Origin of the sequence: Niallia taxi (assembly GCF_004005475.1) — a bacterium.
GTDB classification, from domain to species: Bacteria; Bacillota; Bacilli; order Bacillales; family Cytobacillaceae; genus Niallia; species Niallia taxi.
In genome coordinates this window covers 1-25,703 of sequence record NZ_RZTZ01000015.1, presented here as the reverse complement: position 1 = coordinate 25,703, position 25,703 = coordinate 1, and the positions used below count along the sequence as shown (strand labels likewise).

Here is a 25,703-nt window from a genome sequence, read left to right as displayed (position 1 = left end):
TTATTCTAAATATTTTATAAATTAAGTTAATTGTTTTATTCACAAAAAAATCTAAATCAGTTCGGAAAAGAAGCATCGTCTTTTCAAAAGTGATTTAGACTTTATAAGAATAAATTTAATTCCAGTTTTTTGTATCTTCTAATAGATCATCAATCTCAATGTTCTTGATGTCCCATTTACTGATACCGCTTGCCATATCGAGCGTATCCTGCAAAAGCTGATCAATATCGGCCCTAACTAAATGCATATTGTAGCCTCCTTTAGTACTATTCACGTTAGTAATGCCCTTTCAAAATTAATCTTAAACAAAAAATCATTTAAAACGATCCTGCATCACTAATATGGAGCACTTTATAGCTTGGAAACCATATCCATGCTTTTTGTTACATCCCCATTATAGCATGTTTTTCTCTCCTAGCCCATTACGTGTAAATTACAGCGATATTACACGATTAATTTGTTGAAACATATTTGCAAAGATAGAAACAAGAAGATTTTTCCTTTTGTCAAAAGGTGAATCAGTTCAAGGAAAATGCTATACTTTTAATGAACCATTCCCCTCTTTTACGAGTTTTTATACTCTTTATAAGGCGAATAATTAATATTCTGCTTATGTTTTTTCTTAAATACGGCAATCATGTAAATGAATGGAGGGAAATATGTTGAGAAGACTTTTTAAGCTGGCATTACTTTGTTTAATCGTTTATGCCGGTGTGCAATATATACAACATAAAACAGGCGCTGAATCTGTTCCTTCAGCTATTGATCATATGAAAACAGAAGTGAATGCACAGGATGCTGCAGATTTTTTTGAAAATCTCATCACACAAGGTAGAGAGCTTTTTCAAGACACACAAGATGTTCTTCCTGACTGGAATACTTCTGCTGAATCTGACCAGCAAACAAAGCAGGCAGAAAAACCTCAGTTAGAAACTCCTTCCGAGCAAACATTCTCGATTTATAATATCCAAATGGGTGATACAAAGGAATCTGTTGAGAAAAGTCAAGGTAAGCCGCAGCGTGTGTCTTTGAATGAGTACGGAATATCATGGAATACCTATCATGAAAACTATCAAAATTTTGTGATGGTCGGTTATGATTCGAATAATAAAGTAGCTGCACTTTATACGAATCAGGATTTGATTTCATCTACTGATGGTATAAAAAGCGGCAGCAGTAAGGACAGTGTCTTGAAGACGTTAGGCGATCCTCTTGATGAGCTGACAAAAGGGTTTGTCCGCTATAAGTTTCCAGATGACAGAGATTACGAGGTATTTAAACTAGATGGCAATTATGTCACTGTTTTCTTCGATAAACATGAGAATAATACGGTTACGGCCATGCAGATTGTTACCGAAACATTAGAAGACAGCAAAAAGGACTTTTATACAGATGGAAGTAAAGAGCTCGAGGAAGGCTTCGCATACCAGCTGTTTGATTTAACGAATGCAAGCAGGGTCAATAATAAATTAGGTATTTTGACTTGGGAGGATAATGTGAAGGTAACTGCCAAAAAGCATAGTGAGGATATGGCTGTTAATAATTATTTTGACCATACAAACTTGGATGGTGAATCTCCCTTTGACCGCATGCTTGATGATGGCATTAAATACACAATGGCTGGCGAAAATCTTGCTTATGGTCAATACAGCAGTATTTTCGCACATGAAGGTTTAATGAATTCTCTCGGACATAGAGAGAATATCCTGCAAGAAGGATTCACCTATTTAGGTGTAGGTGTAGCTTTCAATGAAGATGAACAGCCGTATTATACGGAGAATTTTATAACGAAATAAAAAAGGCTGGGACATAAGTATGTGAACCAGCGTAAAGACCGAACTACTTAATCAATTATTGATTAAATAGTTCGGTTTTTTGTTTCTAGTTTAAATACAAAAAATTAGAAATTTTAGTGGAATGAAGCGGAGGCCACTCGACTACTAAGGGAAATAGAGGAAAGGATGAGCCCCCGCGGAAAGCGAGTGGGTGCAGCGCAATGAAACGAACTCACTTTAACTCAACATTCTATTTAGACACAACCTTCATTTTTCAAATTTAGTTGTAATTCTATTATTCGTGTTTAGAAAGCTTATCTTTTGTTTGTCCCAGCCTCTTTTTTTGTTAAACAATCATATTGCCAATAACCCACAACAGGACAAAGCTAATCAAGATAGACAGGTTTGCTGCTGTGCCGACGAATCTTTGATTGTATTTGAATTCGACGCTATAAGGTAATACAGATGTGGCCATTGGCAGGATTAGTGCGATTAATACGGTATAGCGAAACATGTCATCAACAGGCAAAAGAAAGAATCCTAATAATCCAAAGAACAACCCGACCCCATAGCGGATACCAAGAACTCTACCGATTCCCTTCCAGTAGCTCTTTTGGAAGGAGAAGTTTAAATAGATTCCAAGAAGCAGCAAGGAAAGCGGCATATTGGCTTTTGATATAACGGAAGTGATATCAATGACTGTACCCGGCAAGGACAAGCCTGTAAGATTAATGATAAAAATGATTACATATGTCATTAAAGGAATCGACCTGCCCATTTTTCCGGCTACATGCTTAAAGTTAAGCACTACATCCTCTTTCGCATAATAACTGCCGATTAAGTAACTGACACCAAACGTAATTATGGCATTACCGATATCAAACATCCCGAAGTACTTTATACCTACCTCGCCCCATATTCCTTGCACTAATGGGTAAGCAAACAATCCGATATTAAACCCTGGAATAAGCATGCCAAGCATCCCTTTATTCCGTCTTTCTTCTTTCCTGAAAATAAACAACCCTAAAATTGCTACAATAATTCCATACACAAACCCAAGTACAACCAGCATCATTAGCGAGGAATCGATGGTAATACTGTGAAAGGTCACAATGATTAAACTTGGCAATGTTACATTAAAAATAAGCCGTGCCATTGCTTCTCCGTCTTTTTCCTTTAAAATATTCCACTTCTTTAAGCAATAGCCTAAAGCAATAATAAGGAAGGATATGACAAACTGAGCGTTAAAGTTTTCCATTCTTACAAATCTCCATTCATAGGAGGATAAACTAAAAAAAGGTCAGGGGAAGCCCCCAACCTATTAAATACTATTGCCTCCGTTAATTTCTTTGTTCATTAGTTTAATTTTTTTAATATCCAGACGGATTAATAAAGAGATTGCAAGAGATACGATAAACATACATGAAAATACAGTTAATGTTTCGCCGTAGCTGCCTGTTGTATCTCTTATCCATGAGACGAATCTTGGACCTGCTATACCTGCTGCAGACCATGCTGTCAATATATACCCATGAATGGCACCAAGCTGCTTTGTTCCAAACATATCTCCAATATAGGCAGGAATGGATGCAAAGCCTCCACCGTAGCAAGACATAATGATAAATACTATTATAGAGAACGATACTGCCTCTTGTAAATGAGGCAAAACAAAAAAGGCAGCAATCTGAATCGCAAAAAACAATGTATATACGTTTGGACGCCCGATATAATCAGAGACTGAAGCCCAAGCTATTCTTCCAACTCCATTAAAGACACCCATGATGCCAACTAAAAGAGCTGCACCTGTAACAGACATTCCAGCAAGCTCTTGACCCATCGGAGATGCTACAGCGAGGATCGCAATTCCACATGTTATATTAATAAACAACATAACCCATAAAGCCCAGAATCTTTTTGTTTTAATTGCTTCATTTGCTGTTAGCTGTGATAAGTCTGTTTTTGTTATAGACTTACCTGATTCAAGAGCTTTTTGGTAGCCTGCAGGCACATAATCCTGTGGTGGCGGTGCTAAATATTGAGCAGAAGCTAGTATGATAACAAAATATACAATTGCTAAAATATAAAAAGTCGAAGGTATTCCAACCGTTCCGATTAACTTATTCATGATTGGACTGCTCACCATTGAAGCAAAACCAAAACCCATTATAGCTAAACCTGTTGCTAAACCACGCTTATCGGGAAACCACTTTACCAAGGTCGATACAGGAGTAATATAGCCTACTCCAAGACCAATTCCACCAAAAACACCATACATCATATAAAGGAGCGGTAAGGATTCGATACTTGCAGCAAAGCCTGAACCTGCCATGCCAATTCCGAACAATATGGCACAAAGTGTTCCTGCAGCTCTTGGTCCAAACTTCTCCACAAAATGTCCTAAAAAAGCTGCGGAAAGACCTAGAAATAAAATAGCGATACTGAAAGTCCAAGAAATACTTGTTAAGCTCCAATTATACGTTTCTTCTAAAGGCTTTGTAAACACACTCCATGCATAAACAGATCCAATTGAAATATGGATACCCACTGCTGAAAGGGCAATTAACCAGCGATTTTTAGTTTTCATAGTAGTCTCCCTGCTTTAAGTTGTCGTTTTTTCATAGATGAATATATGTCCTAGTTTAATTACCATAGAAGATAGTGAGCTTTGAGGCAGCGTTACGAGCATTTTCAAGTGCTTCCTCTACTGTTTCTCCTTTTTGGAGAAGAACAGCTAAGCGTCTTCCAACCGTTGCTTTTGGTTTCCCAAAAATCCGGATTTGGCTGTCAGGCGAAGCTAGTGCTTGTTCCACACCACTAATTTCGTAATCGACTTTATCTTCTACAGCCTTAAGCGTTTTGCTCGCACCTGGTGAATTTAGTCTGATGTGCGGAATTGGCAACCCCAGCACAGCACGTACATGTAGTGCAAATTCAGACAACTCCTGTGTGGCCATCGTCACCATCCCAGTGTCATGTGGTCTCGGTGAAACCTCACTGAAATATACACCATTGTCTGTAAGGAAAAGCTCTACACCGAATAGGCCGTATCCACCAAGGGAATCCGTAATTTGTTTGGCGATTAATTCAGCTTGCGCAAGCTGGTCTGCTGACATTTGATGCGGCTGCCACGATTCTATATAATCACCATCCTTTTGAATATGGCCAATCGGCGGGCAAAAGTGAGTTCCATTAACGGAACGAACGGTAAGCAGCGTGATTTCAGAAGTGAAGGAGATAAATTCCTCGACAATAACCCTAGTCTTCCTGCCTCGTCCGCCTTCTACCGCTTCCTGCCATGACTTTTCAACTTCGTCTGGACTTTTGCAAATGGTTTGTCCTTTTCCTGAGGAACTCATAAGCGGTTTAATGACACAAGGTACACCAATCTTTGCAACTGCATCCTCTAATTCTAACAAACTATCTGCAAACTCATACTTAGCTGTCGGCACATTTAATTTCTCACTCGCCAATCTTCTGATTCCTTCTCTGTCCATTGTCAGATGAACGGCATTAGCTGTTGGAATGATGTTAAAGCCTTCCATTTCTAATTCGACAAGCATTTCTGTAGCGATTGCTTCAATTTCAGGTACGATAAAATCCGGTTTTTCCCTAATAATGACTTCTTTCAATGCTTGTCCATCCAGCATGTCTACCACATATGACCGATGGGCAACCTGCATTGCCGGCGCATTTTCATAGCGGTCAACAGCAATGGTCGTTACTCCTAGCCTTTGTGCCTCTATAATTACTTCTTTTCCTAATTCTCCTGCACCAAGAAGCATTATTTTTTTCGTATGTTTGGAAGTCGGAGCTCCGAACATTAAATCATCCCCCTCAAACTTTCGTTCCTTTATTGAGCATAATACCGTAAATCAGCTATATATTTCAAGGGTTTTTTAGAAAAATTACGAACATTTTTTAAATACTATCAAATATAGTTCGTCTTTTACTAATCGCATTTTTTCAAAACCAAAATAAAAAAAGAGCGCATAGCACTCTTTTTCAGTAAGATTTCTTACATACAAGCAATGAACATACTAAACTAGTTCCTCATAGACCGTCCTACCTTTTAGAATAGTTCTCGTCACTTTTCCCCTAAATGTTTTTTCAATATAAGGGCTTTGTTTATTTCGATAAAAAAGATCATCTTTTTTTAATGTATATTCCTTTTTTAAATCGACTAAGCAAAAGTCTGCGTCACTTCCAACTTCAGTTTTTCCTTTCTGTGGGTACAATCCGAAGCGTTTAGCAGGATTACTACTTGTGAGGCTAGCGATAATCGACAGATCTACCTCCCTTTTCCAATAGCCCTCCTCTAGTAAAACAGATAATGTCGACTGACAGCCTGAGATTCCTCCCCAAGCGTCAGATAATTTGCCTTTTTTCATCGATTCTAATGAAGGCGAATGATCGGAGCCGATTATGTCAATTGCTTTTGCTTTAATAGCCTGCCATAGCCCCTCCACTTCTTGGGCTGTTCTTAATGGCGGTGCACATTTGGCAACTGCCCCGAGTTTATCCAAATCATCGACGGTCAGTGATAAGTAGTGAGGGCAAGTTTCCACAGACACGTCAACTCCCCGTTTTTTAGCAGCAATTATTGGTTTTAGCACCTCACTGCTGCTTATATGTACAATATGAACCTTGCATTTCGTTGCTTCTGCATAGGAGAGAATGCGGTTTACTGCTTCTAATTCAGAATAAATCGGCCGAGATGCTGAAAAGGAATAACCATCCTCGTTTTCAACCAGCTTCCCTAATTCCTCTGTAATGATGTCACTTTCTGCATGAACTGCAAGAATACTGTCAAGCGCTGCTATTTTCTTCATTCCAGCATACAATGTTTTATCATCTGCAGCTTGAAAATCGTCTATCCCACTGTTGGACATAAATGCCTTAAACCCTATGACACCAGCGACATGCAACTCTTCCAACCGCTCGATATTTTGCGGAACAAGGCCACCCCAAAGCTTATAATCAATAAGAGCTTTCTGTTTCCCTAAAGCATCCTTTTGCTCATAGCCGTCCAAGTCGATAGTTGGTGGATGACTGTTTAAAGGCATGTCAAAAAAAGTAGTTGCTCCGCCAGCTGCCAAGCTTTTACTGCCTGTCTCAAAGCCCTCCCATTCGGTTCGGCCTGGTTCATTGAAGTGAACATGTGTGTCTATAAGCCCAGGAAAAACATGCAGGCCAGCAGCATCAATAAGTTCTGCTGCATTATTACAATCTATTTCTTTCGCTATCTCTACTATTTTTCCAGACTTAATGCCAATGTCTACCATTTCCACTACATTTTCAAGCACAACATTCCCATTCTTTATTACCACATCAAACATTTTCATGAGCTTCATCCTCTCTTTAAAAAATGCTGTACTTTTATTGTTGTGGATTTTTCAGCTTCCTCGATATGTCTGATAACCCCATGCTGACAAAAGTAGTGGTATATGATAATGGGTCTCTCCCTCCTTCACAATAAACCGAATTGGTACAGTTTCAAATAAAACATTAGCTGTTTTCGTGCACTGCCAATAGTCTTTTAGATGAAATACTAATTCAAATTCTCCAGGAATCAATTCGTCCAAAAGTGGTTGTTCCACCCTGCCATCTGCATTTGTATTGGCACTCGATAGAAGCAATCGCTCCAAATCTTTGTACTGCCACAATTCTACAAGTATATTACTTCCCGGTAATCCCTGAACCAAGTCTAATACATGTGTTGTTATTCCTGTCTTCATCTCCTGCCTCCTCACCGCTTTATGCTTCAAGTGCATCCTTCACGATACCCTCAAGCCTTATGAAAGAAATCTTGAAAATTTGTGATAAGGCTGTAGCAAACTCTTCATCTATTGAATGCTTCATCCGTCTTTCCATTTCCTGATAAATAGTGTCTTTCGTATGCCCTTTTACAGCAAGAATAAAAGGAAAATCAAATTTTTGTCGATACTCCTTATTTAGCAGCAGAAAGCTTTCGAATTCCGCTTCTGACAACTGATCCAGACCTGCTCCCTGCTGCTCCTTCACAGAGGAATCTGTCATTTTGATTCTGCCGCCTAAATCAGGATGTGCTCGAATTAAATTCAGTTGTTCGTCCTTTGATGCTTCCTTTACTACCTGCACCATCACCTCATGTAATTGATTAAGTGAATGTATGGCAGGAAATAAATCCCATGCTTTACTCGCAACCCATGGGGTATGCTCGAAAACCCAGCCGATTCTTGCTATAAACTGTTCCTTATCCATTTTATTTATTTCTTCTAATGTATACATAAGCTTCCGCCTTTCCTTCTGTCAGCTGTTATTTTTGCGTATTATGCAAGATGTCAACCGCCCGCAAAATACCTTCATAGCCTGTGCATCTGCATAAATTACCCGAAAGGCCTTGTAGCACCTCTTCTCTTGTTGGCTGCTGTTCTTCAGCTAACAGGCTTTTTAATGCCATAATCATCCCAGGTGTGCAGTACCCACATTGTAGTGCACCTCCTTGTAAAAAGGCCTCTTGGATTGGATGCAAGGCTTCTGTGCTGACACTTTCAATTGTTTGAATGTCTGTATCCTCTAACTGATAGGCCATGACTAGGCAGGAATTAACAAGCTTTCCATCCAATATGACAGAGCACGCACCACATCTGCCTACTTCACAGGAAACCTTCGTTCCAGTCAAGCTTAACTCCTGTCTCAGAATGTCCACGAGCCGGTATGTTGCAGGAACAGCAATATCGACCAACTGTCCATTCACATGAAATTTGATCCTTTTCTCTGCTTTAAGCTGCTCCTTCATAAAGAGTTTCCTCCCATCCATTCGTGTGTGACATCCTTATTTATTCTACTCATGGCATATCCCATTATTTCCTCTGAGCTAATAGGGAGCTTATTAACCCAATGACCCGTAGCATCATGAATCGCCGCTACAATCGCAGGAGCGACAGCAACCGTGCCTATTTCGCCGACACCTCTTGGTCCAAAGTCATCTCCAGCTTCTAAATGCTCAATTGCTGTGACATTTGTTTGCTTTGGAATATCTAGAATAGTGGGAATTAAATAGGAATCAAAATTTTCTGTCATATACCTGCCGTTTTCCATTACAGCATCCTCCATGATTGTAAAACCAAGTGCCATGCTGCCTCCACCTTCAATTTGGCCTAAATAACCCATTGGATTAACAACTGGACCAGCAGCAATAGTATGGTCAAGCCTGCTCACATAGACTCTGCCAGTCAACGCGTCGATCTCCACTTCAGCAGCTGCTCCTGCAAAGGTATAAAGATAATGGCCACCATCTATGCTTTTTGACGTTGTTGGAAAGTGATAGCTAACAGTAACCTGCGGGCGTTTTTCTATTGTGTCTGCAATCTGTTTATATGTCATTACAAGTGTTTCAGTCTCCTTTTCGCTATACTTCCACACACCGCCAACACCTGTCTTCAACCATTCTTTCTCAACACTTGATTTTTCAGAAACAAAGGAAAGTAATTGTTCCGTCCATTCACCTTTCAGCTTTTTTATGCCGGTCCAGACCATATTTGTAGCTCTTGAGGCAGTAGAGGAACCGGAATGAGGAACTTTTGCTGTATCGCCAATCGTTATGTCAATATCATCAGGAGAACAGCCGAACGCTTCTGTCATAATCATTTCAATCGTGGACAGCAGGCCTTGACCACATTCCTCAAACCCAAAAGAAATGTCGAGCTTTCCTTCTTCATTTAACGATAACCTCGCACCAGAGGGATCTGATCTCCCATAACCAAGACCACCGCCATGCATCGTGATACTGTAGCCCCTTCCCTTTAGAACAAATGGCCGACTTTCATCCACTAAGCCAGAGCGTTCCTGCAAAATAGGTGATTTCAGAATTTCATCCAAAACATGCCGGGCACCTGCAGTAGGGACAATTGGCTGATCTACTGGGCCAGGATCTCCTGTTTTTCGCAAGTTCCTTTTGCGAAGCTCCGTACTGCTCATATTTACGGCTTCTGCGATTTTTTCTATTTGGCTTTCAAGAGCAAAAGTGACTTGATTGCCGCCAAAACCCCGAAATTCTCCAGCAACACCATTATTCGTGTAGACAGAATAGCCTTCTACCTGTATATTTTCCATCATGTAAGGACCCGCACTGTGCTCAACAGAGAAATCAAGAACAGCTGGTCCTAATGTGGCATAAGCACCTGTATCCGCCAAAATCCGCACCTTATGGGCAAGGATTTTCCCTTCCTTATCAACACCTGTTTTCATGGTTATTTTCATTGGATGTCGTTTTAAGCCTGCCTTAACAGAAGTTCTTCTTGACTGGTGAATTTTCACAGGCTGCCCTGTCACCATTGCAAGCAGACAAATGTATGGCTGGATGTTTAATTCGTCCTTACCGCCAAACGAACCTCCAATTGGACTTGATACAACCCTTATCCTGCTTTCGGGGATATTTAATATTCTCGCAAGCTGACTCTGGTCTTTAAATCCATGCTGTGTTGGTGCATAAACACAAATCCCATTCTTTTCAGGGACTGCGACTCCGCCTTCTGTCTCCATATAGGCATGCATTTGTCTTGGAGTATAGTAAACTTCTTCTAAAATATAAGAACTAGCTGCAAAAGCTGCCTCCATATTTCCGCCTTTTTCAAAAACCGCCTTATGAAGTAGATTTCCATTATCATGCAGCTTAACTGTTTCCTCCTTCAAACTGTCTTCAGGGTCTGTAATCGGCTGAAGCGGGGAGTAGTCAACTTTAATGAGAGCTGCCGCTTTTTCTGCTATTTCAAACGTATCTGCTGCAACAGCCGCAATGGCATCACCAACATATCTGACCACATCATCACAAAATACCGGCTGATCCTGTATCACAATTCCAAAGCCATTTAAGCCAGGAATATCTTCAGCTGTTAAAACGGCTTTTACACCAGGAAGTTCTTTGGCCTCTGTCGTATCGATACTGGTTATCCTTGCATAAGCATGTTCACTGCGCAACACTGTTCCAAACAGCATGTTCGGAAATGACATGTCTGTAAGATACTTTAATTCTCCTGTCACCTTTTGGATGCCATCCCTTCTCGCCTTCCATCTCTCACCTGAGCTTTCTCTCGTTAAATGCATCTTTTAGCTTCACCTCCCTTGTCGTTTTTTAGGATTTGAAGAATCTTTGCGGTGATCATGTTGGCAGCTGCTTTTCTTCTGTAGCTGTCAGTAATAAAGGGATCAGAATATGATTGGAAGCTCGTTTCAAGTAGTGCTCGAAACTCTTGCCAATTCGTTTTTTTCCAATCTTTATTAAGTAAGTAAGCCTCACCGTCTGCCAGCCTTTGCGGGAGATGAGCTCCTCCTCCAATCGCAAGCTTGATATCTGTGATGATTTCATTTCTTAGCTTCATAAAGCCCGCAGTAGAAACGATGGCTGCCGTAAAGCTTTCCCTTCTGCCTATCTTTTGAAAAAACGAACAGCTCTGCCCGCTCTTATTACACGGAATGAGAATACTCAGTAAAAGAGGTGGTCCTGCCAATTGGCTTTCCTGCAGCCATTCTGTCATCGTAATAATGTAGGTGGAAGTACCATTAAAAAACTCAAGCTTAGCATCCAATACAAGCAGTGCAGGGATGGAATCTCCGACTCTGCTGCAGACATTTCCTCCTATTGTCCCTCTATTGCGCACAGCAGGCGCAGCAATTTTTGCGCATGCTTCCGTTATAATTTTCGCTCTTTTCTGAATATTTATATCAGAAATACACGCAGACAGAAGGGTAGATGAGCCAATTCGCAAATAGTTTTCACCGTTTAACGTTTCCTCTGTTATTCCTTTTAATCTATCAAGCTTATGGGAGCTTATTAAATGATTAGGTTTATGCTGGCCTGATTCCCAATTTAATTGCAAAAGAGTTCCACCTGCAACAAATACACTTTCTTCTCTTTGTAACGAAAATACCTCTTCTAAAGTAACGGGTATATCAACAATTGGCTGCTCTACATTTTGTGAGCTACTCATCTTTTGTCCCTCCTTCCCTTTTCACACAAAATTGCTTGTATTCCTCGATTGTATCAATATCAATAAATAACTCTTCATCTGTTATGGAAAGTTCTGTTCCTTTTACGTCTTTTTTCTGTAAAATTTTTTTTGCGCCCATGTCACCAGTCAATAAAAGGACCTGTTGAAATAAGGACGATGAAAGAACTACTGGCGGTTTTATTTCGCCATTATGGACACAAGCGACGTATTTTTGCTCTCCCTCTATTGGCGCAGAACTAATGTGCCGCAGCAAATCTGTTGTTATAAAGGGCTGATCAGCCAAACAAATCATTACACTGGAAGCTCTATGCTCCATTGCTTGCCTGATTCCTGCCATTAATGAATATGACTGACCTTTATCTGCTTCCTCTGCTATAACAATTTCACCACAGCCTTTTAAAAGCCTTTCTTTAATATCTGCGGAAATCCATTCCAATGCATCTTGCTTATTCACAACAATAAACACATAAGCAGATGGTATAGTAAGTATTGTTCGCAGTGCTTTCATACCTAAGGCTTCTCCGTTAACTGGCATGGTAATTTTTTTGCAGCCCATTCGTTTGCTTTGACCTGCTGCCAAGTAAATCACATTCATCCTTTTAGCCCTGAAGTGCAAACTATGCTGTTTTTAACAGTGATTAACTGTGCTGCGATACTAATGGCAATTTGTTCTGGTCCTTCTGCATTTATAGGGAGTCCAACAGGAGCATGGAGCCAGACTGGTTTTGTTTTTTGATCCAACAAGCGGTCCGCTCTCTTTTTAGATCCTAAAATACCAGCGAAGGCATATTCCCTCTCGAGCAAATAGTTTACTAGCTCTTTATCCTTTTGAAAGTGATGTGTCATGATTACAATATAATCTGTACACCCTGCCTTGATATCTTCCAATAGCTCTACAGGATTGCCAATAACAAGCATATCGGCATCAGGAAAATGCTCCTTCATACATAAAGCCGGACGCCAATCAGCTACTATAACATGAAAACCTGCTTTTTTAGCAATATCAGCAACTGGTCTTGCATCAGGACCAGCACCATAAATAATCAGGCGCGGCTGTGCCCGAAAGGTTTGCCGAAAATAATAACCACCATCACTTTTTTGCATAAGCTTTTTTTCTGGAATCGCGGCAAGGTTAACAGTTTCCCAATTACCAATCCGTTCTCCTGTTTCATTCTTAAATAAGGAGGCTTGAGAACTTAAATCCTCTTTAAGCACCTTTATATGTTCAACTGTTAGGCCTTTATCCAACCATTTCTTTACGATTTTAATAGTATTCAAAGCTTTATCATCGAGTTCTTCCATCAAAACCGTAATGCTTCCGTCACAGCCAACTCCTTGCCCCCATGATAAATCATCCTCTGAGCGCATATCATAATGGACGGAAGCAGAAGATATTCCTGTTTCCCAAATCTCCATTCTTGCTACTATATCTTGCTCTACACAACCGCCGCTTAATAAACCCCTTTCCTGATTATTTTCAGAAAAGTACATCATTGTTCCTTCCTTTCGATAGGCAGAACCTGTAACATCAATAATTGTTGCTAAATAGCCACCTGGCTCACTTGCTACAATAGTTTCTAAGACAGAATACTCATCTGATGACATCTAACAAGACCTCCTTAATATTGCAGCATACAACTGTTTGACGACTGGTTAATTTCCCGACAGTTTCATGATCATAATCAAAAAACCTTTCATGTTAATAAATATAACATCTTTTGTTATTAAAGAATATTATCTTCCTAAATAAAAAAAGTCATTGTCATATATGAATAATAAATTTATTCAAAATTAGCTAAATTATACAAATCTTCAAGTTGGTTTATCTTTAATCCAACAATGCCTCGGTGATTTCATCCTGTAAATTCCGTAAATATAAACACATCGACTCAAATAAATCGAGCATATCGAGTATTTCAGCAAGCGATACATTTCCTAACATGGAAATTTGAATCCAATTTCGTTCTTGTAAATAACTACTTTGATAATGCAGATAATAGCCCTGTCTTCTCATCCATTCCCCAATTTCAACACTTGATATCTGCTTATCAAGAAGAATGGAGATGATCGGAGAGGAATGTTGCTGTTCTTTTGGTAATAATTCGAACTGTGAGTCTGTTAATCTTTTATAAGTGTATGCATACATGTTAGCAACATCGCTGTATTTTTTCGTAAAATCCTTGGTGAGCGCTTGTTCAAGGGCACTTAGCAAGGAGGATGAATGGGTGTAAGGTACACTATCATGCAGGTAGTATAACCCTAAATCTAAATACGGCGGAATATGTTCATTTGGTTGAATCTCATGATTATGAAACACGAACGCTAAGCCTGAAATTGATTCAGTGCCTTTGCCGCTCACCCCTGTTGCTAAGTATACATTCTTAAGGTCGACAGGCAGTGCTCCTATTGTACTTATACAATCCACAGCCTGTTTTATCGGTTTGCCGCCAATCATCCTCGTTATCCTTTCAATCTCGTTGACAGTGCCTGTTGAGGTTTCACAGTGTACATACCATATCCAATCAATTTCTGAATCTAGCTCAGCAGCAAGCTCTGTTTCTGTAAAAGGCTCACCCCAAGTCTTTCTTACTATTCGGCATTGTAATTGATACCTTTTTGCTCGATTAACTAAGCGTTCACCGAATTCTCCGTTGCTTAAAACAAGTCCCTTTCCTTTTAATAATGCCAGCTGCGCGGCGACAGCATCATTAGCAAGTGTTCCTGTACCAATCATAATTTGTACAAAATTCGCTTGCGTCATTTGTGTCAGCGATGCTTGAACTCGCCTTATCAGCTCCATAAAGGCAGCATCACGGTGTGAGAAGGCTTGGCGTCCGAGAGTCTGGAGAATTTCCTCTGAAACACGTACAGGCCCAGGCAAAAACGATACAGGTGATGGGAGAAGCTTCTCTGTCAAGAGGATATGATCCTTCGTTATATACATCGGCTGATAAATCGCTCCCGCACTTCCTACCTGATGTGCAAAAGGAATAAAACCGATATGTCGATACAGCTTTTCTTCTCGCAAAATTCCGCTTATGACTGCTCCCTCATACCCCTTCTCCTTAAAAACATGATGCAGCATTCGCAGTAAGCCGATAAACACCTTTGTTTTCCGGTATTTTCCCTTTACAGACAGCAGCCGTATTTCACAAAGTCTATGGATGTTCATTTGGTTAGGGAGGTAATCACCAATATCCCCAAGCTTTTTATCTAAGGAGAATGGACGATTATCCGCAAGGGAAATCATTCCGATTACCTCTTTTTCCTTCAAAGCAATAATATATGTATTATGTTCATGGTAAGCATCTACTAACAGCCCTTGCTCATTTTTCTCATGCTGTGGAATTTCCTCTGCAAATGTTTCATGGTTTAACCTAAATATCTGTTCGAATTCCTGTGGATGTGAAGCAATTTTAAAAAGATAGGACGATGCTTTCGCCATATAAAGAACCCCTCTCCAAGCAATTAGTCAACATGAACGTTATGTTAGTTTTTTATTAACAGAAATTGTCTCCAATGAAGTTTATGTGCCCATATCACTATAGTCACTACAAGCAGGGCAATTATCCCTGGCATAAACTCCTTCTCGATAAAGAATAACGCGCCAGCACAAACAAGCAGACTTAATAGCCCAGGTACTGTAAAGCCTTTATATAATAAATAAAATAGGAAGAAGCTGATAATAATAATAGGAACAAACCAAAAATTAACAGCTAGCAATCCTCCAATTAATGTGGAAATCCCTTTCCCTCCTTTCAATTGAAATAAGACTGGTTTTATGTGACCAATACAAACAAACAGCAAGCCGCAAAGCTGGACAGCTGTTGAAAAGCCAAGCAGGCGACCGATGATGATGACTGCCGCTCCTTTCATGGCGTCTCCTAGAAATGTAAGCACAAAAGCCTTTTTCCCATAAAGCCTTCCAGCATTCCTCGCTCCAGGATTTTTGCTTCCTTCTGCCCGAATGTCCTCTCCAGCTTGCATTTTGCCTACTATAAAACCAAATAAGAGATTACCAACTAAATAAGCGCAGATTAAATATAAAACTAGCAACATACCACCATCCATGTTTTTTATATAAAATGTTATTTTTATCCAAGTGAATTATACAACATTAGAATAAATTTACACAAATTTTATTATTTTCTCTTTCAAAAAAGACCATTTTAAGTTATTTTATTTACAGTTTCTAAATACTCCTTGAATAATTTCTTTAGTTTTTTTATTATGAATGTAGCAATCTATCCGATATAAGATAGATGACAATAGTTAAAAATCCAATTTTGCTTTTGAATCAGGCGGCGAACACCTGGTTCATCGTATTTGCTTGTAAAACCGAGGTGAACATTATGAACAAAGAAATTATTAAATTTATTAGAAAGAACTACGAAATGACACAAAGAGACTTTGCCAAGGTTGTCAATTGTAGCTTTGCTTTGATTGCCCTTGTAGAAGTTGGCAAAAGAAATGTCAGCAAAGAGCTTGAAAACAAGGTAAAAACGGCATTTAACATAGATGATCAGGACATTCAGTCCATCACTACAATTATCTCTGAATTTACTAAAGGCATCCCTCCGTTCATGTAACAAAAAGCAAATGAAGAGGAGCAAACATCTTGCTCTTCTTATCCACTTTGCTTAGTTAATGAACTCCCCTCCTATACTATCTTTATTCTGCTAACCCGTTTTATACATACAGAAAAATGCTGCTTACATAAGTTTTTTTATTAGAAATAAAATGTGTAATTCCTCTTTGAATATACTAATCTTCCTTCGTTTGCATCGGTTTCATTCCATTATTTCCTAAACATGAATTATAAGTTTATTTCATATACCCTTGAACAAGAATCTTGGACTTATTCATTAATTTGTTTCCTTTTATTGTAACCGCATACTTTTTTCAGAAGGCATCTTCGTCTGTGGGTTTAAATTATCTCTACTTCCCAAGCATTCGGAGCGTCCTCTGCTACAATGATTATTGTTCTCAAACAGAAACACAAAAAACCAAACTATTAATCAATATGATAAGATAGTTTGGTTTTTATTTGGACTTACATACGTATGTCTCAGCTTCTATTTTAAGCTTTTTACAGTTTAAATTTATTTATTACCAGCATCAGCTCTTCTGCCATTTTGCTTAAACCTATGGCTGATGCTGATATTTCCTGCATGGATGCTATTTGTTCTTCTGTTGCAGCAGATACGTTTTGTGTTCCTTGATCTGTTTGCTCTGCCATTTGCTTAACAAGATTAATTGCCTGAACGATTTTTTCCATGCCGTTATTCAGTTCTTTAACAGATTGTGATACAGAAGTGATTTGTTCACTGACCTCATCAACAGCAGTTTCTATTTCACCGAAGATTTCTCCCGTTTGCTTCACTACTACAATGCCGCCGTCCACTTCGGCCGTTGCATCATTCATTGATTCCACAGCTTTAGCTGTCTCTTTTTGAATTCTGCCGATAAGCCCACTGATTTTACTTGCTGAGTCAGAGGATTGTTCTGCCAAATGGCGAACCTCTTCTGCCACAACAGCAAAGCCTTTGCCCTGTTCACCTGCTCTCGCCGCTTCAATGGCTGCGTTTAATGCAAGCAAGTTTGTTTGATCGGCAATCGCTGTTATTACTTGAGAAATTTCACCTATTTCACTTGAATAGCTTCCAAGCTCTGTAATCACAGTCGCTGACTCTTTCACACGCTTACTTATCCTATCCATTTGTGTCTCAACTGTGCCAATTGCCTTATTTCCATTAGCTGCTTTAGCTGACGCCTCAACAGATCTTTTTGTTACACTGTCTGAGCTCACAGCTATATGTTGGACATAGTTTAACATGCTTGCCACAGATTTGTCTGTTTCCTCTAATTCTGAAACTTGTTTGTCCATCGCGTGGTTTACTTCATGGATTGTTGCAGAAATATGCTCTGACGCTGCGTTCATTTCCTCTGTACCTGCAGAGAGCTCCTCACTTGAGGCAGCAACCTGTTCTGCAGCTGCTCTCACCTTGTGAATAACTCCTCGCAAGTTCTCAGTCATCATACCAAAGGATGATGCAAGCTCCCCAATTTCGTCCTTTGACTGAATCAGAACCTTCTCATTTTGCAAATCACCTTGAGCGATATTTTGTGCTTGCAGATTAATATCATCTAACGGCTTTAAGCTTCTTCTAATAATGTAAACTAATGCAGCAATTAGGACTGCTGATAGTATTAATGACAAGAAAATGGACGTTATATTTGTTTTTGTTAAGCTGTCTTGAACATCATTTAATGTCCCACTCGCAATTTTTGCATTTTGGAAATAGGATGTGGTATCTACCTGTGCAAGCAGTACATATCTCACTTCTTCGTCCACGATGATTGGATAATAAATTTCAGCTTTTTTGTCTTCCATGTTTAATGTCGGTTCTTTTGAATCAACCACTTTTTTGATTGTGTCATCTTTTGTTGTGGAACCCTTTTTAAGAACAGATTCCTGCCCTGTTTTCAACGACTCTGTTAATACAACATTGCTGCTACTAATCAAGTATATGGATTGAACACCATTACCCTGCTGAATGAATTTAGAAAGAGAGTCTTCAAATACTTCTGCATTACGTCCGACTTCCAATATTCCTTTCCCGTTAAGTCTCGGAATAGAGGTGAATTTAAAAATCTCTCCATTTTCTTTCTTAATTGTTAAAGGTCCCTCCAACATTTTCATATCACCAGTTATAAGTCCTTTTACATTTGGATCGAAGGTAAGTAAGTTAAAACCAATGGAAGCCTTATCCGTGGAATGGGTGAACACCCCTTTATCATTGGTCAATAAGAAATCGGTCATTTCTGTTTGTTTGGCAATTTGTTTCAAATCTTCGTTTGAAACATTGCGTTGTGCATCAATCTGTTGGAGTGTGTATGCAGCATTAGCCATACTTTCATCTAATTGCTGCTCCAAAACCATAACATGCTGAGAAATTTCCGTTGACAGCCCAGTCAGTTTTGATTCTACATCCTTTTTTGAATTTGATTCCAACTGCTGTATAACTAATTCTGTATTTTGTTTTAGCTTATTTGTTTCAACAAACTGCAAAAGGCTGGATGCTGCTATAAGCACAATGATGATTACGCTTGTTATGCCAATCATCTTGTTTTTTAAAGACATATGTTACCTCCCAATATAAATAGTACATCTTTATATCGGACATCTTGGTCTCTAGTTTAGTCCAAGCCTTTTATTCAGACTATTCCACTTGCAACCTTTTTTAACATTTGTTCATAAGCTGTAATGATACGAAAAAAGAGGAGGAAATAATTTGCCTGACCTTAAACAAAGTTCACCCGTTTACTTGCCAGAGACAAATATAACGGCAGCTACTTCGCAATCTGTTTTCCAGTACAACTATTTAGAGGCATATATGGCAGCACAACATGCAAAAAACGAAATGCTGCGGATGAAATTAGAGGATATTTATTTGCAAGCTAATAATAATACGCAAGAACAAGCAGAAAAGCTGCAGCAGCTCGAGGAATTACTTTACATTCAGGGAAACGTTACTGATCAGGTTCTAGAAGAAACAAAAAATAATCAGGATCATTTAAAGGCGGTTCTTCAATCTGCTCTTACTGCAGAAAAATTAGCAAAAGAAAATGCCCAAAAGCTTTCAGATGAGCAAAATGTTCATACTGCCATTCTCGATCAGTTCGTATTTCAGGATAAAGCAATCAGTAATCTTACAGAAACCCTCGAGGATTTTAAACAAACCACAGCTGCCTTACAGGAAAAAATAAATCAAACAGAAGAAACACAGCAGCAAATCGAAGAAAAATTAGAGCTTCAAGAAATATTCCAACAGACTATCTTAGAAAAAGTCGAGGATACAGATGGGAAAATCAGCAAATTGTCGAGACAAATGGATTATTTAAAAGAAGTTATTTTTGAAAGAATCGAATTTTTAGCTGCAAAGTTCGAGGACAATTTAAAATCGATGGTTATTCCCGTACAAAAATTTTTTGTTAAAACAAATGAGAAGGAAAAGAAATAAAGCACAAAAAAAGGATAGCGGCATGCTATCCTTTTTTTGTGCTTTATTAGTCAATGATTTTGACTTCAACTTGTTTTCTTCCCCAGTTTAAAGCATCTTTTTCAGAAGACATAAATAAATCAATTTTGTTTCCTTTAATTGCTCCACCAGTATCGCCTGCTACTGCTTTTCCGTAGCCTTCAACATATACGGTTGAACCAAGTGGAATGACCTTTGGATCTACTGCAATGACCTTTTTATTAGGATTTTCCTTCAAATCTATACCTGTTGCTGTTATACCAGAACAACCTTTACAGTCCGCTGTATAGGCTGTAGCTGAAACAGTAACTGTTTCTGCATTGCCGGAATCGTCTTTTTCAACTGGTGCAGAAGCTGTTTTCACTGCCTTTTTTTCCTGTTTTTCTTCTTGTTTTTCTTCTTTCACTGCGCTGTCAGCATCTTTTTTCTCGATGCCATTATCGACAATCAGTTCTTCACCAACATAGATTTTTTCAGAAGGGAGTTTATTCCACTTCATTAAATCATCAACTGTATTGTCGTTATCCTTCGCTAAGCTCCAAAGCGTGTCGCCTTTTTTAACTTTATGCGTTTTCTCCACTTGGAGATCTAATGTATCGTTTACTTTAATTATGTCAGAATTAAGGTCATTCCAAGTTTTTATGTCTTCTGTGGAAACATCATAGTCTTTGGATATGCTCCAAAGTGTGTCTCCCTCTTTAACTGTGACTTCTGCCGCCTTCGCTTCAGTCGCAATGGAAGTGGCAATTGTTGCGCATGCAATAAATGATAATAATTTTTTCATTTACTTTTTACCTCCTAACTAGCTTAAACAAGCTAACGGGTATTATCTTAACATGAAATGCGCAAATAAAAAGAACAAGGAGATACCAATTCCATTACTAATATGACAAAGCCTTAACAGTTACAAGTCTAATTGTCAGAATAGTATAAAATTATATATCCTTGCTCTTACCCTTTTGGAAGTATATTGAAATTAATAGGTTCATTCACCTAGAGTATTATTGGCTTTTGGAAATGAAATATGGAAGGATGTACCTTTGTTTTTTTCACTTTCTATATATACTTTCCCTTTAAAGCTCTCAATAATCTTAAAACTAACAAGTAAACCTAAACCTGTTCCATCATTTTTTGTTGTAAAGAATGGCTCACCTATTTTTTGGAGCTGTTCTTCTGTCATCCCGACTCCATTATCCTTGATTTCAACTTTTATCTCCTCAGAGGATTTAACAGCTATTAGTAAGTTCCCGCCATTTGGCATTGCCTCCACAGCGTTTTTAATGAAATTAAGAAAAACCTGCTTCAGCTTATTTTCATCACACTCTACTAATGACTCACTATCATCAAAGGTTAACTGTGTTGTTATCTTGCTTTTTCTTAATTGATAATCCAAAACAGAAAGTACATTAGTGATAATCGGAATGATTTCCTTTTTCTGCAAACTCGCAGCTGTTGGTTTAGAAAGCACCATAAACTCCTCAACGATTGAATTGACACGCTCAATCTCTTCTAGAACGATGGAAAACAATTCCTGCCTGTCTTTACCTGTTTCATCCATACTCAAAAATTCTGTGTACCCTTTAATGGACGTCAATGGATTCCGAATTTCATGAGCTATGCCTGCAGCAAGCTGACCGACAGCAGCAAGCTTATCTTGACGATGAAGAATTTCCTCTGTCCGTTTCTTTTCCGTAATATCATTTCTGATTGCTAAGTATTTAAAAGGTTTGTTTTGCTTATCCATGAAAGGAATAATGGTGGTATCTACCCAATAGTAGGAGCCGTTTTTCGCTTTATTACGAATTTCTCCCTTCCAAACATTTCCGGTAGATATGGTATTCCACAGCTCTTCGAAAAAAGCGGCTGAATGATAGCCAGAATTGACAATTCGGTGTGTTTGTCCGATTAATTCTTCCGAAGTGTATCCTGATATGCGACAAAACTTATCATTCACATTTGAGATGATTCCACGCTTATCTGTAAAGGCAATAATGCTCGATTGGTCAAGAGCAAACTTTATATCGCTTACCTCCTGAACCATTTCCTTTATTCTTAATTGATCCTGTTTCTGTTCTGAAATATCTCTTCTTATAGATACATATTGATATGGTTCACCCTTTTTGTTCATAAATGGAACAATGACGGTATCCACCCAATAATGACTGCCATCCTTTGCTTTATTGCGGATTTCCCCTTTCCAAATGTTCCCGGAGCTAATGGTTTTCCACAATTCCTTAAAGAACTCTGGTGAGTGGTAGCCGGAATTAATGATGCGATGGTTTTGCCCAAGTAATTCAGAACGGCTGTATTTAGATATCTCGACAAATTTATCATTCACATATGTAATCATGCCATTTTTGTCTGTGAAGGCTACAATGGACGATTCATCTAAAGCATGCTGCATGTCCCGAACATTTATATCATTTACTGCCAGCTTCTCCCGTATCAATGTACTTGTTCCTATTAGTCCACCAAGTATCAAGATGGTAATAAATAAAACGACATATACGATAAAGCTGTCATCGTAATGAGATGGATCATATTCGATTGGTGTCATGCCGAACATGAGAATCAAATGACTGACAAAACAAACACTTGTGATGATGAAGCTGCAAAATGGTCTTATAATACTTTGTTTTATCTTAGAGTTTTTATTAGGATAAAAAGATAATTTAACGGAAAAACAAAAGCCACTAAATAATAATAGAAAACTAATAATAATGGCAGGGATATTTTCTGCTTGAACGGAATTTCCGATTGAATACAGCCCTAATACAAATACTGACAGCATCGAAAAGCTGAAAAACAAACTGCTAACATAAATCCGATGCTTATTATTCTCTTTGTCCAGCATAGAATAAAAAGCCATACCGGCAAAGCATATTCCAATTAACATAGATAATGTTGCAATTGGGATATCATAGGTTGCTGTTGCATATATATTATTGGCCATCAAAATAACAAAGCTCATAACCCAAAAACCAAAGCCTAGCGAAAAAGTGCTCGCTAAAAATAAAAACCGGCTATTCTTTTCAGACGCCTTAACGAGTTGAAACAAATCGAATGAAGTGTAACTAGCCATATAAATTAATATTATGCTAATGAATACTAGAATGGAGTTATACAAAATTGATCCTCCCATACCATTTTAAAAATTAAAAATGAAAAGTTTATGACAATTTAACAACACTTATGATTGTAATGGAAATGTAATATAGATGAAAGTGTTTTTCCCCATCTTTCCATGGAAATGGTCCTTTCTGATTAATTAATAATGTTTAATATGCTTAAAGTTTCTAAATCAAATAAATACTTACTATTCTAAATAATGTGATATAATCATTTCGTATCACTAAATACCATAATTGGGGAGGAATTATATTGCAAATCACAAAACAAACAAGGCCATTTCGAAAAGATGTGCCAGATGCATTGAAATGGAAGGTAGAAGACCTTTTTGTTGATGGACAAGCGTGGAAAGCAGCGCTGACACAGGCGGAAAGCAGCATTCCTGCATTTGAAAATTTTAAAGGAAAACTGCATACCAGCAGTTCCACCCTCCTTGAATGCTTGAAGGCTCAAGAAACGTTACTTGAGAAGCTAGTTCTAATTAGTACATATGCGTCCTTAAAGCAATCAGAAGATGGAACAAATCCTGAAAATCAAGCGAACTCCTCCCTTTTTGCTGCATTAAACGCAAAAGTAAACGGTACTCTTTCCTTCATTCAATCTGAAATTCTCGAGATGCCAGAAGAGTTAATAGAGAAATTTCTTGCGGAAGAACCAGAGCTCGAGGTATATAAACGAAATATTAAAAAAATTCTGTCCGCTAAAAAGTATGCATTGTCGAGTGAAACAGAAAAAGTACTTGCATCTTTAGGACAAATTCACGCCTCTCCTTATTTAGTGTATCAAAACAGTAAATTGGCAGATATGAGCTTCGCTCCGATTGAAGACGAGAAAGGCAACGAGTTACCTGTATCCTTCGCCTTGTTTGAGGATGTATATGAGTTCTCTCCAGATCCTTCCATTAGAAGAAAAGCTTATAAATCATTCACAGATAGTTTATCTAACTATAATAATACAATCGCTGCAGCATACAGCACAGAAGTAAAAAAACAAGTGACCATTGCAAATATTCGCGGTTATGCTTCCGTCACAGATATGCTATTGGAGCCACAGGAAGTAACAACAGAAATGTATCATAATCAAATCAGTGTCATCTTTAACGAGCTTGCACCGATAATGAGAAAATTTGCTGATTTGAAAAAGGCGCAATTAGGGCTAGATAAGATGCTTTTCTGTGACTTAAAGGCACCATTAGATCCTGACTTCAACCCAAAGACAACTTATGAGGAAGCTAGTGAAACTATTTTGGAAGCCCTGAAGGTGATGGGACCAGAATATTCGGAAATCATGAAAAAAGCGTTAACAGAAAGATGGGTTGACTTAGCTGATAATGTAGGGAAATCCACAGGTGCTTTTTGCTCAAGCCCATATGGCTCTCACCCATTTATTTTAATCACTTGGGGCAATACAATGAGAAGTGCATTTATGCTGGCACATGAGCTTGGTCATGCAGGTCATTTCTACTTGGCAAACAAAAACCAAAGAATCGTAAATACACGACCATCAACTTATTTTATTGAAGCACCATCAACTATGAATGAAATGCTGCTTGCAGACTATCTGCTTGCACGTACTGATGACAATAGAATGAGACGTTGGACAATTCTTCAGCTCTTGGGCACTTATTATCATAATTTTGTTACACATTTGCTGGAAGGTGAATTCCAACGCAGAATATATAAGCTCGCTGAAGAAGGTACACCATTAACAGCAAGCGTCTTTAATGATGTTAAAGGCAATATCTTAAAGGAATTCTGGGGAGATTCTGTTGAAATTACAGAGCAGGACCATATGACATGGATGCGCCAGCCTCATTATTATATGGGACTATACCCATACACATACTCTGCAGGTTTAACAGCATCAACAGCAGTCGCAGAAAGCATTCGCGAAAACGGCCAAGAAACAGTCGAAAAATGGCTCGATGTCCTCCGTGCAGGCGGAACAAAAACTCCACTACAATTGCTGAACGATGCAGGTGTGGATATGTCAAAACCAGATGCAATCAAAAAAGCCGTTGCCTATGTCGGCACATTAGTTGACGAACTAGCAGACAGCTTTAACTAAAAAGCACCTTACTAATTAGGTTTTTAGAAGCAGCTATAAACGATAGCTGCTTTTTTGCTGTCATTTTCCATCATAAATATCCTTCTACTTACAAACACTGTTTTTAAAGGAGAAGATAACATGAAAAAAACGCAAGAAAATGAAATAAATCAACACCTTCGTACAAACGATCGCGGAGATTCAGTCGACGAGCTCGCCAGACTTGAATCAGCCAACAGCTTCATTGCCGAAAAAGAAATCGGACAACAACGAGAAAACTCTTAATAAAAAGGAGACTAACTATGGACACAGTAGACCCAAAAGACCTTCAACTTGGTGACGAAGTATATGTTATCTACCATAACCCACATACACCATCGGTTTCCAATGTGAAGCCAGCAGAAATTGTGCAGCATCCAAAAGACCCTAATGCACTAGCATTATTTTTAAACGATACATTTCATACGATTGAAGATGATGATGCACTCTTTCACTCGGAGTCTGATGCAACAAGTGCATACAATCAAATGTATCAAGATGAAATAGACAATTACTTTTAAAAATCTAAGCCCCTAAAAAAAGACCCCCATAAACCTGGTCTTACCCCTGTCAAGTAGACAGCCATAAAAAAGACTATGCAGCCAGTGTGACTCGGTATTCAACCGGAGCACACTGGTTGAGTCGTTTTTGGAATCTTTTATAGTTATATTCGTACATATAAT

24 protein-coding genes are annotated in these 25,703 nt (G+C 38.6%); 6 read left to right on the top strand and 18 right to left on the bottom strand.

From position 1 onward, the window contains the following. Nucleotides 1-115: 115 nt before the first annotated feature. Nucleotides 116-247 (bottom strand): hypothetical protein, encoded by a 132-nt coding sequence (locus EM808_RS29600; protein WP_259347255.1) that lies wholly within the window; start codon nucleotides 245-247, stop codon nucleotides 116-118. A 412-nt stretch (nucleotides 248-659) separates the two neighbouring features. Between EM808_RS29600 and EM808_RS23700 the strand changes: the two genes are divergently transcribed. Further along, on the top strand, nucleotides 660-1,796 hold the full coding sequence (locus tag EM808_RS23700) for a CAP domain-containing protein (protein WP_127741493.1): 1,137 nt from the start codon (nucleotides 660-662) through the stop codon (nucleotides 1,794-1,796). Between the two features lie 325 nt (nucleotides 1,797-2,121). On the opposite strand, the gene EM808_RS23695 is transcribed toward EM808_RS23700, so the two are convergent. From EM808_RS23695 to EM808_RS23635, 13 genes are all read right to left on the bottom strand, one after another. Continuing rightward, complete coding sequence (locus EM808_RS23695) at nucleotides 2,122-3,033, bottom strand: AEC family transporter (RefSeq protein ID WP_127741491.1); 912 nt, start codon at nucleotides 3,031-3,033, stop codon at nucleotides 2,122-2,124. Nucleotides 3,034-3,096: 63 nt separating this feature from the next. Then, nucleotides 3,097-4,359: an L-lactate MFS transporter gene (locus tag EM808_RS23690; protein ID WP_127741489.1), complete on the bottom strand. Its 1,263-nt coding sequence runs from the start codon at nucleotides 4,357-4,359 to the stop codon at nucleotides 3,097-3,099. 55 nt (nucleotides 4,360-4,414) lie between these two features. Further along, nucleotides 4,415-5,596, bottom strand: coding sequence for a formate-dependent phosphoribosylglycinamide formyltransferase (purT, locus tag EM808_RS23685; RefSeq protein WP_127741487.1), 1,182 nt, complete (start codon nucleotides 5,594-5,596; stop codon nucleotides 4,415-4,417). 216 nt (nucleotides 5,597-5,812) lie between these two features. Then, entirely contained in the window at nucleotides 5,813-7,117 is a 1,305-nt protein-coding gene (locus EM808_RS23680) for an allantoinase (protein ID WP_127741485.1), read from the bottom strand. A 51-nt stretch (nucleotides 7,118-7,168) separates the two neighbouring features. Continuing rightward, nucleotides 7,169-7,510, bottom strand: coding sequence for a hydroxyisourate hydrolase (uraH, locus tag EM808_RS23675; RefSeq protein ID WP_127741483.1), 342 nt, complete (start codon nucleotides 7,508-7,510; stop codon nucleotides 7,169-7,171). Nucleotides 7,511-7,529: 19 nt separating this feature from the next. Beyond that, nucleotides 7,530-8,042, bottom strand: coding sequence for a 2-oxo-4-hydroxy-4-carboxy-5-ureidoimidazoline decarboxylase (gene uraD, locus EM808_RS23670; protein ID WP_127741481.1), 513 nt, complete (start codon nucleotides 8,040-8,042; stop codon nucleotides 7,530-7,532). A 28-nt stretch (nucleotides 8,043-8,070) separates the two neighbouring features. Continuing rightward, a complete protein-coding gene (locus EM808_RS23665) occupies nucleotides 8,071-8,553 on the bottom strand; it encodes a (2Fe-2S)-binding protein (RefSeq protein WP_225314776.1) in 483 nt (160 codons plus the stop codon). Then, nucleotides 8,550-10,859 carry a xanthine dehydrogenase subunit D gene (gene pucD / locus EM808_RS23660; RefSeq protein WP_127741477.1) on the bottom strand — a complete coding sequence of 770 codons (2,310 nt, stop codon included), beginning with the start codon at nucleotides 10,857-10,859 and terminating at the stop codon, nucleotides 8,550-8,552. The genes EM808_RS23665 and pucD overlap by 4 nt, the downstream gene beginning before the upstream one ends. Then, nucleotides 10,850-11,743, bottom strand: coding sequence for an FAD binding domain-containing protein (locus EM808_RS23655; protein ID WP_127741475.1), 894 nt, complete (start codon nucleotides 11,741-11,743; stop codon nucleotides 10,850-10,852). Before EM808_RS23655 ends, pucD begins: the two co-directional genes overlap by 10 nt. Further along, nucleotides 11,736-12,359 (bottom strand): nucleotidyltransferase family protein, encoded by a 624-nt coding sequence (locus EM808_RS23650; RefSeq protein WP_127741473.1) that lies wholly within the window; start codon nucleotides 12,357-12,359, stop codon nucleotides 11,736-11,738. Before EM808_RS23650 ends, EM808_RS23655 begins: the two co-directional genes overlap by 8 nt. Continuing rightward, nucleotides 12,356-13,369 (bottom strand): XdhC family protein, encoded by a 1,014-nt coding sequence (locus EM808_RS23645; RefSeq protein WP_127741471.1) that lies wholly within the window; start codon nucleotides 13,367-13,369, stop codon nucleotides 12,356-12,358. The genes EM808_RS23650 and EM808_RS23645 overlap by 4 nt, the downstream gene beginning before the upstream one ends. Nucleotides 13,370-13,592: 223 nt before the next feature. Continuing rightward, the gene (locus EM808_RS23640; protein WP_127741469.1) at nucleotides 13,593-15,209 is read right to left on the bottom strand and encodes an aminotransferase class V-fold PLP-dependent enzyme; all 1,617 of its coding nucleotides are present in this window, start codon (nucleotides 15,207-15,209) and stop codon (nucleotides 13,593-13,595) included. Between the two features lie 44 nt (nucleotides 15,210-15,253). After that, a complete protein-coding gene (locus EM808_RS23635; protein WP_164849769.1) occupies nucleotides 15,254-15,823 on the bottom strand; it encodes a glycerol-3-phosphate acyltransferase in 570 nt (189 codons plus the stop codon). Nucleotides 15,824-16,116: 293 nt separating this feature from the next. Here EM808_RS23635 and EM808_RS23630 point away from each other — a divergent pair, with 293 nt between their 5' ends. Then, a complete protein-coding gene (locus EM808_RS23630; RefSeq protein WP_127741465.1) occupies nucleotides 16,117-16,353 on the top strand; it encodes a helix-turn-helix transcriptional regulator in 237 nt (78 codons plus the stop codon). 500 nt (nucleotides 16,354-16,853) lie between these two features. On the opposite strand, the gene EM808_RS23625 is transcribed toward EM808_RS23630, so the two are convergent. Continuing rightward, on the bottom strand, nucleotides 16,854-18,908 hold the full coding sequence (locus EM808_RS23625) for a methyl-accepting chemotaxis protein (RefSeq protein WP_127741463.1): 2,055 nt from the start codon (nucleotides 18,906-18,908) through the stop codon (nucleotides 16,854-16,856). Nucleotides 18,909-19,059: 151 nt separating this feature from the next. On the opposite strand from EM808_RS23625, the gene EM808_RS23620 reads away from it, so the two are divergent. Beyond that, the gene (locus EM808_RS23620; RefSeq protein WP_127741461.1) at nucleotides 19,060-19,788 is read left to right on the top strand and encodes a hypothetical protein; all 729 of its coding nucleotides are present in this window, start codon (nucleotides 19,060-19,062) and stop codon (nucleotides 19,786-19,788) included. Between the two features lie 46 nt (nucleotides 19,789-19,834). On the opposite strand, the gene EM808_RS23615 is transcribed toward EM808_RS23620, so the two are convergent. Both EM808_RS23615 and EM808_RS23610 read right to left on the bottom strand, forming a co-directional pair. Beyond that, a complete protein-coding gene (locus EM808_RS23615) occupies nucleotides 19,835-20,590 on the bottom strand; it encodes a 3D domain-containing protein (protein WP_127741459.1) in 756 nt (251 codons plus the stop codon). Between the two features lie 201 nt (nucleotides 20,591-20,791). Continuing rightward, nucleotides 20,792-22,933 (bottom strand): PAS domain-containing protein, encoded by a 2,142-nt coding sequence (locus EM808_RS23610; protein ID WP_235856701.1) that lies wholly within the window; start codon nucleotides 22,931-22,933, stop codon nucleotides 20,792-20,794. Nucleotides 22,934-23,187: 254 nt separating this feature from the next. Between EM808_RS23610 and pepF the strand changes: the two genes are divergently transcribed. The 3 genes from pepF to EM808_RS23600 all read left to right on the top strand — a co-directional run bounded on the left by pepF (nucleotide 23,188) and on the right by EM808_RS23600 (nucleotide 25,541). Next, nucleotides 23,188-25,002 (top strand): oligoendopeptidase F, encoded by a 1,815-nt coding sequence (pepF, locus tag EM808_RS23605; RefSeq protein ID WP_127741455.1) that lies wholly within the window; start codon nucleotides 23,188-23,190, stop codon nucleotides 25,000-25,002. 120 nt (nucleotides 25,003-25,122) lie between these two features. After that, the gene (locus EM808_RS28780; protein WP_164849768.1) at nucleotides 25,123-25,266 is read left to right on the top strand and encodes a hypothetical protein; all 144 of its coding nucleotides are present in this window, start codon (nucleotides 25,123-25,125) and stop codon (nucleotides 25,264-25,266) included. Between the two features lie 17 nt (nucleotides 25,267-25,283). Next, nucleotides 25,284-25,541 carry a transcriptional regulator SplA domain-containing protein gene (locus EM808_RS23600; protein WP_127741453.1) on the top strand — a complete coding sequence of 86 codons (258 nt, stop codon included), beginning with the start codon at nucleotides 25,284-25,286 and terminating at the stop codon, nucleotides 25,539-25,541. Nucleotides 25,542-25,614: 73 nt separating this feature from the next. Here the strand turns inward: EM808_RS23600 and EM808_RS29850 are convergent, their stop codons facing one another. Further along, nucleotides 25,615-25,698, bottom strand: a complete 84-nt coding sequence (locus tag EM808_RS29850) for a hypothetical protein (protein WP_412973749.1) — start codon at nucleotides 25,696-25,698, stop codon at nucleotides 25,615-25,617. Nucleotides 25,699-25,703: the final 5 nt, after the last annotated feature.